Raw genomic sequence first — 13,851 nt, 5'->3', positions numbered from 1 at the left:
CCGTCTCCTTCCGTACGCCTCGGCCCCGCCCTCCCGAACGCGCGAGGGGCGGGGCCGTTGGCGTGAGCCCGGGCCGTGGGCGTGGGCGTCAGTGGACGGTGAAGGGGCGGCTCGCGCCGGTGAAGGGGCTGATCCCGCCGGACAGCGCGCGGGCGTCGCCGTGGTGGACGAGGCGGTACGTGCCCGGCTCGGCCTCGCGTGGGATGTCCCAGGTCAGCGTGGCCGTGGAGACCGCCAGATAGGCGCGCTGCCAGCGGTAGGTGGTGGACCAGTCGTCGTCCGTGGCCACCGTGCGCCAGCCGCCCGGCGCGTCGGGGTCGCGGCGCTGCACCTCCAGGAAGGTGGAGCCGGTGCGTAGGTTGTTGGCGGGGTGGCCGGTGAAGAAGGTGGCGCTGGCGCGCTCGCCGCGCCGGTAGCCGTCCGCCGCCGGCTGGTCGCGTACGTCCCCGAACTCCCGGCCCGCGGGGGGCGCGTCGAGGACGGGCCCGGGGTTCAGGCTCAGTTGGTGGTCGCCGCGCCAGGCCGGCCGGGTCTGGCTCGGCGTCGGCTCGCCGGTGCGCAGCGCCTGGGCGAGGCGCGCGAACTCCTGCTGGTAGGCGGGGAGGGTGTAGCGGCCGAAGTGGGTCGAGGCCCCCTCGTAGTGCTGGGCGTCGTACTCCTGCGACGTGGTGACGTACTGGCTGTACGCGTTGGAGTAGCCGGCGAACACGGTGTGCCGCGAAGAGTCGCCGAGTTCGGCCGCGACCGTGTCGGTGACCCGGTGGCCGGCCGCGATGGTGAACTCGGCCGGGGCCGCGGTCAGGGTGAGCTGCCCGACGCGCACGATCTGCACCGGCAGGACCTGCGGGGTCCAGGCCGGCCGCTGCGCGCCGGTGGCCAGGAAGACCGGCTTCGGGGCCTGGCAGCGGCGCAGTCCGGGCGGCGCCGGGTTGAGCACCGCGCCGAGGCCGACCACCAGCGGGTTGGCCCGCAACTCTCCCTCGTCCACCAGGTCGGGTCCGGGGCCGTCCTCGGCGCCGGCGGTGAACGCCTGCCCGAGGGCGGCCTGGCAGGTGCGGTGCGGCTGGCCGTCGGGGGTGTAGCGGCCGGCCACGTCCACGGTGGAGAAGTCGACGTAGCGCTGCCGGTGGTCGATGGGGCCGCGCAGCTCCTCCGTGGCGCCGTTGAAGAGTTCGAGCGCCTTGGCGGCCTGTCGCTCCCCGATGATCCTGGTGTTCTCGAACTCGTCGTCGGTGGGGCCGTGGGCGCCGCCGTCGCGCAGGTTGGGTGACATGTCGCCGGCGTTGGTCTGCGCGAACGCGGCGACGAACCGGCCACGGTCTGCCGCGTCCACGCCGAAGGCGTCGTGCTCGACCCGGTAGCTGGCGTACCCCTTGTTGTCGGCGCTGATCAGCGTGTTCTTCGGGGTCATGGAGGTGGCGTGGGTGGGGAACCAGCTCAGCATGCCCACCGGCCGGCCCGCCCGCTCGAAGCGGAGCACGGTCATCCGGGTGTCCACCTCGCCCGGGAAGCGGGCCCGCTCGGCGGCCGGGTTGCGGCGGAAGGCCGCCGACGACCGGTTGACGTTCGCGCCCTTCAACTCGCCGGTGGCGATCTTCACGGTGCCGGGGGCGCGGTCCGCGTCGGCGGCGACGACGGCCGCCACGATGCCGGAGACGATCGCCTCGTACGTCTTCTTCTGGTGCCCGAGCGTGGTGAGGTTGTAGAGCACGTCGTGCCCGTGGCCGCCGGGGCCGGCGTGGGTGTGGGTGGCGGAGAGGACGACGTTGCTCTCGGTGTAGCGCTGACCGAGGCGCTCGGCGAGCCGGCGCAACACCTCCTGGTGCACGCCCTGCATGATCATTCCGACGTCGGTGCTGACGAACGCCGTGCGCCCGCCTTCCGGTTGCTCCAGCACGAAGGCGCGCGCCCACTGCCGGGTGTGGATGCCGGAGGTCCGCTGGTCGAGCCGGGCGTACCCCATCATGCCGACCTCGGCGGCCTCCCCGGTGACGTCGGCGATGCCCACCCCGACCCGGTAGCCGCCGCCCTCGGTGGAGGCCCCGCCGGGGGAGTCGGGGGCCGGGTCGGCCGCCGCGGGCCCCGGCGCGGCGAGGCCGGCGGCCAACACCGCGGCGAGCAGCGCGCCGAGCGCCGCCCGCGCGGCGGCGGGCCGGGCCCGGCGCCGGAGCCCGCGGCTACGGCGGGGCGTACGGATGGTCAGGGGGGCGCGATCACCGAGACCGCGCGACGGACACAACGTGCGTAACGACATACGCGGTGCCTGACTGTGAGGGGTGGGGCGGCCCCGGTACGGCCTCCGGGAGAAACCGCCCGGGCCGGCGCTTGCGGCTCAGAATGGGACCGTACTTACTCCCGGGTCAATACGCTGACCACGTAAACCGAAAAGGTACTCAGCTTTTACGCCACCGCTGGGCCCTCGCCCGTACGGCATTCGGCGGCAGCGGAACCCGCGCTTTCCGAGCCCGTTTCGCCTTCCCGGGCGCCCGGCAGCGCGGCGGCGGTCGAGGACCCCCGGTCGACCGGAGGCGCCGGCAGCGCGACCGACCCGCCGCTCTCCGGTGACCCGCCGTACTCCCGTGGCCCGCCGCGCTCGAAGATCCCCTGTACGACGCGTCGCGCCTCGGCCAGCACGGCCGGGTCGCCCTGCTCCGGGTCGCACTCGAAGGCGAGCTTGACCAGCGCGTCCCCGGCGGCGACGGCCGTCAGCAGCGCGGTCCGCAGCCGGTCGTCCACCACGACGCCGAACCGCGTGCCGATCAGCTCGGCCAGCCGGTCGGCCACCACCTCGTCGTTGCGCCGCCCCTCGGCCAGCAGCCGGTCGTCGGCCACGTCCCCGAAGAGCACCATCCGAAAGCCCACGTCGGCCCGCGACATCCGGACGTACTCGTCGAAACCGGCCGTCGCCGCCTCCGACCAGTGCGTGAAACCGGCCCGCGCGAGCAGTTGGTCGAGCCGGCCCAGGAAGGCGTCCAGGTTGCGGGCGGACGCGGCCCGGAAGACCGCCCTGCGGTCGGTGAAGAAGCCGTACAGCGTGGCCAGACCGACGCCGGCGGCCTCGGCGATGCGGGTGGTGGTGGCCGCCGCGTACCCCTCGCGCACCACCAGTCCCACGGCGGCGTCCATGATGCGGTCCACCTTCTCGCGGCTGCGCCGCTGCCGGGGCTCGCGGCGCAGCGCGCTCGGGGAGACCACGGGGTCGGGCGTCGGGCGGGCCGGGGTGGCTCGCGTGGGCTCCGCTGGCTGAGCGTTCATCCACCCATCTAACCGAAGCGGGGGCTGCCTGGCGATGACACGGAAAGGCGGAAACGAGAAGGGATGTCCCCATAGCGTGGCCGCCCCGGCGCACCAGCCGGCGCACGCCACCACCGCGGCGACCCCACCCGGTCCACGCACCGGCGTACGCGAGTCCACCCGGCACCGCCCGCACCACGCCCCGGTGCGCGACGGCGTACGACGGCGTGCGACGGCCTGCGAGGGAATGAGGGCGGGGCGGTCCTCCCGGGGCGGGCGCGGGGCACGGCGCGCCGGGTCGTGCGCGGTGGCGTACGCGTACGGCGCGCGCCGCCACTCCCTGCGGCCGGGCACCGCCAACCCCTACGGCCGGGCCCGGCGCGTCACCGTGTGGGTCCGGCGGGTCGCGGGCCCGGGACCACACGGCGCGGGCCCGGCGGGTCGATGGAGGCCGCCGGGCCCGGGAGGGGGTCGGCGCCCGCCGGCCCCCGGATGCGCTGTCCGCCGCCGCGTTACACGTCGAGCTGGTCCGCCACCGCGCGCAGCATGCCCGCGATCTTGGCGCCGTGGGCCTTGTCGGGGTAGCGGCCCCGTTCGAGCTGCTGGGTCACGTTCTCCAGGAGCGTGGTCAGGTCCTGCACGATCGAGGCCAGCTCGTCGGGCTTGCGCCGCTGGGCCGCCGCGACCGACGGGGTCGGGTCGAGCAGAGTCACCGAAAGCGCCTGGTCACCGCGGTTCCCCGCGACGACCCCGAACTCCACGCGCTGGCCTGGCTTGAGCGCTTCGACGCCTTCGGGGAGCACCGACGAGTGGACGAAGACGTCATCGCCGTCGTCGCGGGAGAGAAAGCCGAAGCCCTTCTCACTGTTGAACCATTTGACCTTGCCGGTAGGCACGTCTGTCCTCGTCCTCGTAACTCGTCGGGAAACAACGGAAAACAGCTCTGGATAGCACTACAGCGGGTCGCAAGACCCGCCGGCACCAAGGCTAATGGTCCGGAGCCTGGTGACAAGACGTACCCGGGTCGTTCCTGCTCGGTAATGACCGACAGGAGTCTCACTGTTGCAGGTAGGGGACCTACCCTGGTCACGTGAGTAATGAAACTTCCCGTACTGGGGATCTCCTGGTCCGCATCGGCGCGATCGTCTTCCTGGTCGGCGCGGTGGGGACGCTGGTCACGGTGGCCCCGCTGCTGCTCGGGCTCGACCGGCTGCCCACGCCCGCGTACTTCGTGTCGATGCTGATGGGCGTCGGCTTCGTGATCGCGGGGGCCGGCCTGCTGACGTCGATCGCCGCGCAGCGCCGCCAGGCCAGGTCCGCCGCGTAACCCTGCGGGCGCTGCCTCACCGGACCCGGCCCGCCGAACCCAGTCCGCCGGGTCCAGCCCCTGAGAGCCCGTTCCCCGACGCGCCGCCTTCGGCTCCCCGCACGCCCGTGCGCCAGCGCGCCCGCCCCGGCGTACGGGCGCGGGGTGGGCCCGCCGACGTGGCGGGCGCGCCGGAGGGGTCCGTGGGTCAGGCCAGCTCGTTCACGTACGAGCGCCACCAGGCGGGGAACTCCGTGAGGTCGGCGAGGACGACGTCGGCCCCGGCCGCGCGCAGCTCGTCCGCGTCGCACGGACCGGTCGCCACCGCCACCGCGAGCGCCCCCGCGGTGCGGGCGCCGCGCACGTCCCCGACGTGGTCGCCGACGTACACGCTGGCCCCGTACTCGCGCAGCGCCTCCGCCTTGGCCTCGGCCCACAGCCAGCCGATGACGGCGTCGGGCTCGATCCCGAGGTGGGCCAGGTGCAGCTTGGCGTTGGGCTCGTGCTTGGCCGTGACGACGATCGCCCGGCCACGGGCCGCGCCCGCCCGCCCGGCGCCGCCGCCCGCGCCCGCCTCGCCGACGCCCGCCCCGTCGGCCTCCGGCCCCGCGCCGCCCGCCCCGTACTCCCGTACCGCGGCGATGGCCTCGCGGGCGCCCGGCAGCGCCGGGGTGGGGGCGATGGCGTGGGTGGGGTACAGCGCGCGATAGCGATCACCGACTGGCTGGATCTGGTCGTCGGGGAACCAGTGCGCCAGCTCCTGTTCGAGCGGCGGGCCGAGTCGGGTGATGGCGAGGTCCGCGTCGATGAAGGTGCCGGTCTCCTCCGCGAGTGCCTGGTACGCGGCCTTGATGCCAGGTCGCGAGTCGATCAGGGTCATGTCGAGGTCGAAGCCGACCGTCAGGAAGGGCGGCGCGTCGGCGGTGCCCGGCCGCGGGTCGGCCCGGTGCGGGGCCGGCTGGGGGTGCTGCGACGGCTGCGGGGGCTGGTGCGGATGCGAAGACATGGTCGATATTCTGCCGCGTCCCGCCCCTTACACTTAGCCTGACCTAACCACCGTTCAAGATCCACTTATCCGACCGCGCGCGATGTGAAGGGCACGATGTCAGCCGTCCCGACCAGCAGCGCCAGGACCTCCCTGGTCAGCCGCCGCATCGGCTGGACGGCGATCGCCGTGTTGGCCCTGCTGCTCGCCATGCTGCTCAGCCTCGCGATCGGCAGCCGCCAGATCGCGCCGTCCGCGGTCTTCGACGCGCTGCTGCACGGCGGCGGCAGCGACGCGGCCGAGGTGGTCCGCTCCATGCGCCTGCCCCGCACGGTGGTGGGGGTGATGGTGGGGGCCGCGCTGGCCATGGCGGGCACGGTGATGCAGGGCATCACCCGCAACCCCATCGCCGACCCCGGCATCCTCGGCATCAGCCAGGGCGCGTCGGTGGCGGTGGTGCTCGCCATCGCGTACGCCTCGGTGCACACGCTGACCGGATACGTGTGGTTCGCCTTCGCCGGCGCGGGGGTCGCGGCCGTGCTCGTGTACGCCATCGCCGCGCGCGGGCGCGGCGGCGCGACCCCGGTGAAGCTGGCGCTCGCGGGCGCCGCCATCAACGCGCTGCTGGTCTCGGTGACCATGGCGGTGCTCACCACCAAGGCCGCGGCGCTGGACGAGTTCCGCTTCTGGCAGGTCGGCTCGCTCTCCGGCCGGGACGCCGAAGTGGCCGCCCAGATATGGCCGTTTCTGCTGGTGGGCGTGGTGCTGGTGGCCTCGGTCGCGCGCGGGCTCGACGCCCTGGCGCTCGGCGAGGACGTCGCCAGGGGGCTCGGCCAGAACGTCGCCACCGTACGGATCGTCGGCGGTCTCGGCGCTGCGGTGCTCACCGGGGTGGGCGTCGCGGCGGCGGGGCCGATCGCGTTCGTGGGCCTGGCCGTGCCGCACATCGCCCGCGCCGTCGTCGGCACCGACCACCGCTGGGTGCTGCCGATGGCCGCCCTCATCGGCCCGGTCATGCTGCTGGTCTCGGACACCGTGGGCCGGATCATCTTCCCGCCGAGCGAGGTGCCGGCCGGCGTGATGACCTCCCTGATCGGCGTGCCGTTCCTGGTGGCGCTCGTACGTCGAAAGGCGGTGGCCGCGTGACCGGCTCCCCGAGCGCGGCCCACACCGCGCCCTTCCTCCACCCGTCGCGCACCACGAACCGGAGCGCGCCGGTGACGAGCGGCCCGCGCGGCGCCGGCCCTCGCGGGGCACTCCGATGAGCGCCGTCGAGACCGGCCCGGCGGGCGGCGGCCGTACGGTGCCCGCGGGCGCGCGCCCGGGCGTGCGGCCGGCCGGGTACGCGCTGGTGCGCGCCGGTCGCGGGGCCTTCCTGCTGCACCGGCGGGCCACCGTCGTCGCCGGCGTGCTGGCCGTGCTGCTGGCCGCCGTCTGCGTGCTGTACCTCTCGGTCGGTGAGAGCTTCGTGCCGCCCGGCGAGGTGGTGCGGGTGCTCGCGGGCCAGCCCTCGCCCGACCGGCTCGTCGTGGAGACCCTGCGGCTGCCTCGGATGACGCTCGGCCTGCTGGTCGGCGCGGCCTTCGGGGTGGCCGGCGCGCTGATCCAGACCGTCGCCCGCAACCCGCTGGCCAGCCCCGACATCATCGGCGTCACACAGGGCGCGAGCGCGCTGACGGTGGGCGCGATGACGTACGGCGTCACCTCGTACGCCGTCCTCCCCTATCTCTCCATCGCCGGCGGCATCGCCGCCGCCGCGCTCGTCTACGTCTTCGCCTGGCGCGGCGGGCTGCACGCGGCGCGCTTCGTGCTCATCGGCATCGGCTTCGCGATCGCGCTGCGATCGATCACGCAGCTCTTTCTGACCAAGGGCGACTACCTGGTCGCCCAGCAGGCCCAGGTCTGGATGACCGGCTCGCTCAACGGGCGCGGATGGGACGAGGCCAACCCGCTGACGCTGGCCCTGCTCGTGCTGCTGCCGTGCATGATGTGGGCCGCGCGGGCGCAGCGTTCGGTGGCGTTGGACGACGACACGGCCACCGCGCTCGGCGTACGGCTCGGCCGGGTACGGCTCGGGCTCGTGCTGCTCGGCGTGGTGCTCGCGGCGCTGGCGACCGGGGCCGCGGGCCCGGTGGACTTCGTCGCGCTGCTGGCCCCGCAGATCGCCCGCCGGATGACCCGCACCGCGCAGATCCCGCTGCTGTGCTCGGCCCTGATGGGCGCGTTCATCGTGGTCACGGCCGACCTGCTGGCCCGGAAGCTGTTCGCGCCGACGGAGCTGCCGGTCGGCGTGCTGACCGCGGCCATCGGCGCCCCGTACCTGATCTGGCTGATCATCCGCAGCCGCACCGGAGGCAAGGCATGACGAAACCCGCATCCGCGAACGCCGCCGCCCCGGCCGGGGACGCTGGAGCCACCGGGAAAGCCGGGGACACCGGGGACACCCCGGCCGCCGCCTCGGCCCGGGCGGAGGCCGGGCGGCCGGAGAGCCGGCTCGCCGCGCGCGGGCTGACCCTCGCCTACGACGACCGGGTGGTCGTGGAGGGCCTCGACCTGGCCGTCCCGCAGGGCGCGGTCACCGTCATCGTCGGGCCCAACGCCTGCGGCAAGTCCACGCTGCTGCGCGCGCTCGGCCGGCTGCTGAAGCCGCGGCACGGCGCCGTCCTGCTCGACGGCACCGAACTCGACCGCATCCCGACGAAGAAGATCGCCCAGTCCGTCGGCCTGCTGCCGCAGACGCCGGTGGCGCCCGAGGCGATCACCGTCGCGGACCTGGTCTCGCGGGGCCGCCAGCCGCACCAGAGCTGGTGGCGCCAGTGGTCGGAGACGGACGAGCGGGCCGTGACGGACGCGATGGCCCGCACGGACGTCTCGGCCCTCGCCGACCGGCCGGTGGACGAGCTGTCCGGCGGCCAGCGGCAGCGGGTGTGGATCGCCATGGCACTGGCCCAGGAGACGGACCTGCTGCTGCTCGACGAGCCGACGACCTACCTCGACATCGCGCACCAGGTCGAGGTGTTGGACCTGGTCCGGCAGCTCAACCACGAGCGGGGCCGCACGGTCGTGGCGGTGCTGCACGACCTCAACCAGGCCGCGCGGTACGCGGACCACCTGGTGGCGATGAAGGCCGGCAGGATCGTCGCGCAGGGCAGCCCCGCCGAGACGGTCACCGCCGACCTGGTGCGCGAGGTCTTCGGGCTCGACTCGGTCGTCGTCCCGGACCCGGTCACCGGCAGCCCGCTCGTCGTCCCCGGCACCCCCTGGCGGCCCACCGACCCGGCGCGGGACGCCCCCGACCCGGCATGACCGGCCCCGTACGACCCGGGCCACCGCCCCGTAGTCCCCTGGGCCCCTCTGCCCGTACGACCACGGTCCCGTGACCCACAGCCGTAGCCCCACCGTCGTAGTCCCGTCGCCGTAACCGCAGTCCCGTAGCCGTAGTCGCCGTGTTGGTGGTCGCCGTAACCGACGTCCCCGAAGCCGAAGTCGTACGGCACTCGCCCCGCGTCCCCACCCTCCCTCCCCTCCCGCTCCCTCTCCTCCGCTCCCCGTACGGCCCCTCCGTACGGGCGGCAGAAAGGCCAGACCATGACCCACCTCCCGTACCGCCGCACGCTCGGCGTCGTCTCGCTCGCCCTGGTCACCACCGTGGGTCTGACCGCGTGCAGTGCGGACTCCGACGACTCGTCGGACGGCAAGAAGCGCACGGTGAAGACGGCCATGGGTGACGTGAAGGTGCCGGAGTCCCCGAAGCGCGTCGTGGTCCTCGACACCGCCGAGCTGGACTCCGCGATCACCCTGGGCGTCAAGCCGGTCGGCGCCACGCGCGCCGACGTGGCCTCGGGCTTCCTCAACTACCTGCCGAAGGAGAAGGTCCAGGGCATCAAGGACGTCGGCACCATCGCCGCGCCGAACCTGGAGACCATCGCCAGCCTCGACCCGGACCTGATCCTCACCAACAAGGACCGCGACGCGACGCGTTACAAGGAACTCAGCGCCATCGCGCCCACGGTGATGACGGAGACCACCGGCTACCCCTGGAAGGAGAACTTCCAGGTGCACGCCGCCGCGCTCGGCAAGACCGCCGAGGCCAAGAAGGTCGCGGCGGACTACACCGCCCACGCCGGCCGCGTCACCGACGCCGTCGGCGGCCCGGCCAAGGTCAAGCAGACCGAGGTCAACGTCGTCCGCTTCATCGAGGGCGCCGACATCCGGATCTACGGCAAGAAGAACTACATCGCGACCATCCTCGCCGACGCCGGCCTCGGCCGCCCCGCCGTCGCCGACAAGGCCAAGGACGGCTTCTCGTACGACGTGAGCCCCGAGCAGATCGACAAGGCGGACGCGGACGTCGTCTTCACCTCCACCTACGGCGACCCGAAGAAGTCCGGCGAGACGAAGACGACCGCCAGCGGCCTGTGGAAGAACATGGGCGCCGTCAAGAACGGCAAGGTCTACACGGTGGACGACCAGCTCTGGATCCAGGGCATCGGCTACACCGCCGCCAACAAGATCCTCGACGAGATGCAGGGTCACCTGACGAAGAAGTGACCCGAGTCCGGCCTGCTCGCCCCGCCCCGCACGTAGGGGTACCGCCCGGCGCGCGTGCGCCGGGCGGCGCGGGGCCCGGGGCGGCGCGGGGCGCCGCTCGGGGTGCGGAGCACCGCTCGGGGCGCGGCTCGTTCCCGTACGACTCGGCTCGTACGACTCAGCTCGTACGAGCCGGCTCGTACGCCCGTGCTCCTACGGTGGCGCTACGCGCGGTGGTACGCGACACCGAGGCACTATGACCGTGGCACTATGACCGTGGTGCTACGACCGTGGTGCTACGCGCGGGGTGGGGCTCAGCCGTTGCGCTTGCGCTGCACGCGCCACACCAGGTAGAGCGCCGAGCCGAACGCGGCGACCCGGATGACCGCGGGGGCCGTGTCGGCAAGGGCGTCACCCATGCCGTCCTCCGGGATGGCCGTGCCCCAACGCCCCTCGAACCGCCCCCACAGCCACACCATGCCCCCGAACACCGCGAGGCTCGGCACGCCGATGGTGGCGGTGGTGGTCTCGCCACGGGTGAGGCCGCGCGTGTTGTACGCGAGGACCCAGCCGAAGCCCAGCGCGATCCAACTGCCGAACGCGCCGCCCACGATCAGCAGCAGCGCGGCCGCCACCGCCAGCCAGGCGATGGACCCACCGCCACCGCCGCCACCACCGTCACCGCCGCTCTTGCCGCCACGCCGCCGCAACACCCGCCGCAGCAACCCTCGGCGCTTCCCACCCCCCTCGTCGGCCGCGCCGCCGCCACCCGCCGTGCCGCCCACGAGCGTCCCCGAGGTGATGTCGGGGACCGAGCCGTCCGGCAGCTTCTCGACCGGTTTGCCCCCGGGGCCCGTTTCCCCCGGCGGCTTGAGCAGGTCAGGCAGGTCGATGCCGCCGACGAACCCGTCCACGTAGCCGGGCCCCTGGCCCTGCGGCGCGAAGACACCGCCGTCGAACGGGCTGACCTCCAACGGCCCCGGCTCGTTGAGCCACCAGTCGGGGTTCGACTCGCGCGGCCCGAGCTCGTCCTCGCCGGCCAGGTGCGGCGGCGAGGCCGCGCCCGGCGGCCGGAACCGTGGCCGGGGCGGGTACGCGGGGGCCGGCGCGCCGAACTCCTCCGCACCCTCCCCAACCTCCGTCGCCTCTGCCGTCTCCGCTTCCCCCGCCGCCTCTTTCCGCAGCCGCGGCCCAGCCGGCCGCTCGGTCGCCGGCTGTGACTGCGGGTGTGGCTGTGACTGCGGTTGTGCCGGTACGTCCGGGGTGGCGGGGCGTGCGGTGCGGCGGGCCGACCGGTCGTCGCCCCGCCGCTGGGACGGGGCCTTGCCGGTGAACCCGCTGGTCAGGTTGGACGTGAAGGCGCTGAGGTCGGTCAGTTGGGACAGCTTCTCGCGGGCCGCGCGGGTGGCCTGGTCGGCGGCCGAGAAGATCCCCGTACGGTCGGCCCCGCCGTCACCCGCCGCGGCTCCCCCGCCGGCCGGCCGCCCCGCGCCGACGTCCTGCTGACGCGCGGCGGAACTCGGCCCCGGCTCGATGTGCGTCGGCTCGATCGGCGCGGGCGTCCCGGGAGGCCGACCCCCCGCCGCGACCACCACCTCGGCCGGCGTCCCGATCTTCGCGAGCAACTTCTTCACGGCGGCGGGGTTGTCCCCACCCGCCATGGCGGCCCGCCGCCGATCGATGTCGGCCCGCAACTCGGAGACCAGCCGCACCCGATCGCCCGAGAGCAGCCCTTGCTGCTGGGCGAGGTCGCCGACCTTGCCCAGATAGTCATAAACGAGCTGATCGCTCTCGATCCCCACCAAAACCCCTGCGAATCCGGAACGTTGGCGCCCTGAACTGTTCCGACGTTACCGTTCCAGCCGCGCTGGGGGGCGCTAGCGCCACGGGTGGGTTGTTTCGGGCGGGGGTGGGCCGCATGCGGGAGGTGTGCGGGGCTGTGACGGGGGGCTGTTAGGCGGGGGGTGGGGGGCTGGTGACGCCAGCCCGGCGATGCCGGTGGTGTTCTTACCCGGTCGGGCCCGGCCCCTCAGTCACGCGTCGCGCCCTCGGGCCACACGACGGTCACTGGCACTCCCGTGCGTTCGGCGTACGCGACGACGTCCGCCGTCCCTCCGTAACCACGAGCCGGGAGCCCGTCCCAGACGGCGATGAGTCGATCGACAAGGCCCACCAGAATCTCACTGCCCGCCATGTGGGCCTGCGCGTCAGAGCGACGCAGGCCCGTGGAGTGGACCCTGGTCGCCCGCGCCAGCAGGGCGTCGTACGTCGCGTGGTGCCAGGCGGGCAAGCCGGCCCGGTACTCCTCGGCCGGCACGACCGCCTCGCACCGCCCGCCGTGCTCGATGACCATCTCGACGAACCACGCGTCGGGACCGTCAGCCAGACACGAGACCCCGCACAGCTCAGCCGGGGCGAACTGACGGATCTCGTCAGCGAGTAGCGCCCTGACCTTTTCCTCAACCTGCGCGGGGAGTCCGCGATGTCCGGTGATCCCGAGACGCATGAAGGACCTCTTCCCGTGAGACTAGGAATACATGTCCCTGAGCCGCTCATCGAAAGCGCGGACCGCTCTGAGAGGCCCGGCCGACGAGCGCGATGGTGGCCGTGCTGTGGCTGGCTAGCCTCGCCGAGGGCGCCGGGCCGAGCGCTGGACCGCGAGCAGGGCGATAGCCTGGAAAACCTGACCAACAGGGGGCTTTATGAGTCATATGCCGAGCTTGAGCGGTAGGTCGGAGTTCGCGGAAGTTGCAAAAAACCGGGGTACCGCGCGATAAAGCCGCAGGTCAATTGCTCTGGTCCCCGCGCGCGCGGGGGTGGTCCTGGGTGGCGGGCCCGGTAGGCATCGGCGTAGGGCTGGTCCCCGCGCGCGCGGGGGTGGTCCCAAGCTGTCCGCCAGCGGCGCCAAGCTCACCACCTGGTCCCCGCGCGCGCGGGGGTGGTCCCCACCTGTTCCAGCGCGGGCGCATCTGGTCCCCGCGCGCGGGGGTGGTCCCGGTCTGACATGTCCTCAACTCCCCGAAGTGCGCTGGTCCCCGCGCGCGGGGGTGGTCCCGTTAACCCCACGGTGGCTTATGACGGGTTCGACTGGCTCCCTGCGCGCGGGGCTGTGCCACCAACACCCAGTCACACCCACCCCATCACCTCCCCCGCCGCGCCCCCTCGGGCCAGACGACATCCACGGGAATCCCCATCTCACGTGCCGCCACCACCACATCGGCCGTTCCCCCGCCCTTGCCGCTCGGGGGTGCGCCGTCCCACACCGCGACCAGCCGGTCAGCCCGCTCCAGCAGCACCGCGTTGGCGGCCTCGTAGGCAGCCCGGTTCGCCGTTTCATGTGGCATGACGCGGGTCTCGTGAGCGGCCTGGCTCAACCGGTCGAAGGTGCCCGCGTGGGCGGGCTTGACCTTCGCTTCGCGGTAGTCCCGCGACGGGATGACGACGATCAGGCGCCCGCCCGCCTCCAACACGGCCTCGGCGAACAACGAGTCCGCCCCAGCAGCGATGCAGGACACGCCCGTCAGCTTGTCGTCACGATGCTGGGTGATGACGTGTCGCAGGGCCTCGCGGACGAGGGCGGTGGTGGCGTCGGTCAGGTCGATGTGTCCGGTGACAGCCAGCGTGACCATGTGGCGCTTCCTTACTTCGATGGCGGCGGGCTACGCGACGGCAGTCCACCAGCCCAACCTGCCGGCGGGGGCGATTGTCACCGTACGAGATGAGGGCAGCGGCACACTCCATCACGGATGACGTGAGCGCGCGTCGGCGTACCGTGGATTCCGGGCCCTGCGACGGG

12 protein-coding genes are annotated in these 13,851 nt (G+C 73.5%); 5 read left to right on the top strand and 7 right to left on the bottom strand.

Annotated features, from left to right (window positions below):
• Positions 1-88 precede the first annotated feature (88 nt).
• The 3 genes from OYE22_RS19685 to OYE22_RS19675 form a co-directional block, all read right to left on the bottom strand.
• Positions 89-2,254, bottom strand: a complete 2,166-nt coding sequence (locus OYE22_RS19685) for a neutral/alkaline ceramidase (RefSeq protein ID WP_277321634.1) — start codon at positions 2,252-2,254, stop codon at positions 89-91.
• 146 nt (positions 2,255-2,400) lie between these two features.
• On the bottom strand, positions 2,401-3,255 hold the full coding sequence (locus OYE22_RS19680) for a TetR/AcrR family transcriptional regulator (RefSeq protein ID WP_277321633.1): 855 nt from the start codon (positions 3,253-3,255) through the stop codon (positions 2,401-2,403).
• Between the two features lie 491 nt (positions 3,256-3,746).
• Positions 3,747-4,130 carry a cold-shock protein gene (locus OYE22_RS19675; RefSeq protein WP_176162244.1) on the bottom strand — a complete coding sequence of 128 codons (384 nt, stop codon included), beginning with the start codon at positions 4,128-4,130 and terminating at the stop codon, positions 3,747-3,749.
• 194 nt (positions 4,131-4,324) lie between these two features.
• On the opposite strand from OYE22_RS19675, the gene OYE22_RS19670 reads away from it, so the two are divergent.
• Positions 4,325-4,561: a hypothetical protein gene (locus tag OYE22_RS19670; protein WP_176162245.1), complete on the top strand. Its 237-nt coding sequence runs from the start codon at positions 4,325-4,327 to the stop codon at positions 4,559-4,561.
• 187 nt (positions 4,562-4,748) lie between these two features.
• Here the strand turns inward: OYE22_RS19670 and OYE22_RS19665 are convergent, their stop codons facing one another.
• Positions 4,749-5,420, bottom strand: a complete 672-nt coding sequence (locus tag OYE22_RS19665; protein WP_277324217.1) for an HAD hydrolase-like protein — start codon at positions 5,418-5,420, stop codon at positions 4,749-4,751.
• A 222-nt stretch (positions 5,421-5,642) separates the two neighbouring features.
• On the opposite strand from OYE22_RS19665, the gene OYE22_RS19660 reads away from it, so the two are divergent.
• The 4 genes from OYE22_RS19660 to OYE22_RS19645 all read left to right on the top strand — a co-directional run bounded on the left by OYE22_RS19660 (position 5,643) and on the right by OYE22_RS19645 (position 10,076).
• A complete protein-coding gene (locus tag OYE22_RS19660; RefSeq protein WP_277321632.1) occupies positions 5,643-6,671 on the top strand; it encodes an iron ABC transporter permease in 1,029 nt (342 codons plus the stop codon).
• A gap of 115 nt (positions 6,672-6,786) precedes the next feature.
• The gene (locus OYE22_RS19655; RefSeq protein WP_277321631.1) at positions 6,787-7,890 is read left to right on the top strand and encodes an iron chelate uptake ABC transporter family permease subunit; all 1,104 of its coding nucleotides are present in this window, start codon (positions 6,787-6,789) and stop codon (positions 7,888-7,890) included.
• Positions 7,887-8,831 carry an ABC transporter ATP-binding protein gene (locus OYE22_RS19650; RefSeq protein ID WP_277321630.1) on the top strand — a complete coding sequence of 315 codons (945 nt, stop codon included), beginning with the start codon at positions 7,887-7,889 and terminating at the stop codon, positions 8,829-8,831. The genes OYE22_RS19655 and OYE22_RS19650 overlap by 4 nt, the downstream gene beginning before the upstream one ends.
• Before the next feature lie 282 nt (positions 8,832-9,113).
• Complete coding sequence (locus OYE22_RS19645) at positions 9,114-10,076, top strand: iron-siderophore ABC transporter substrate-binding protein (protein WP_277321629.1); 963 nt, start codon at positions 9,114-9,116, stop codon at positions 10,074-10,076.
• Between the two features lie 293 nt (positions 10,077-10,369).
• Here the strand turns inward: OYE22_RS19645 and OYE22_RS19640 are convergent, their stop codons facing one another.
• The 3 genes from OYE22_RS19640 to OYE22_RS19630 all read right to left on the bottom strand — a co-directional run bounded on the left by OYE22_RS19640 (position 10,370) and on the right by OYE22_RS19630 (position 13,684).
• Positions 10,370-11,857, bottom strand: a complete 1,488-nt coding sequence (locus OYE22_RS19640; RefSeq protein ID WP_277321628.1) for a hypothetical protein — start codon at positions 11,855-11,857, stop codon at positions 10,370-10,372.
• A gap of 227 nt (positions 11,858-12,084) precedes the next feature.
• Positions 12,085-12,561, bottom strand: a complete 477-nt coding sequence (locus tag OYE22_RS19635) for a hypothetical protein (RefSeq protein WP_277321627.1) — start codon at positions 12,559-12,561, stop codon at positions 12,085-12,087.
• Between the two features lie 634 nt (positions 12,562-13,195).
• A complete protein-coding gene (locus tag OYE22_RS19630; protein ID WP_277321626.1) occupies positions 13,196-13,684 on the bottom strand; it encodes a hypothetical protein in 489 nt (162 codons plus the stop codon).
• Positions 13,685-13,851: the final 167 nt, after the last annotated feature.

It is taken from the genome of Streptomyces sp. 71268, from assembly GCF_029392895.1.
GTDB lineage: Bacteria > Actinomycetota > Actinomycetes > Streptomycetales > Streptomycetaceae > Streptomyces.
The sequence above is the reverse complement of the archived record's forward strand: the minus strand, read 5'-3'. Positions and strand labels throughout refer to the sequence as shown.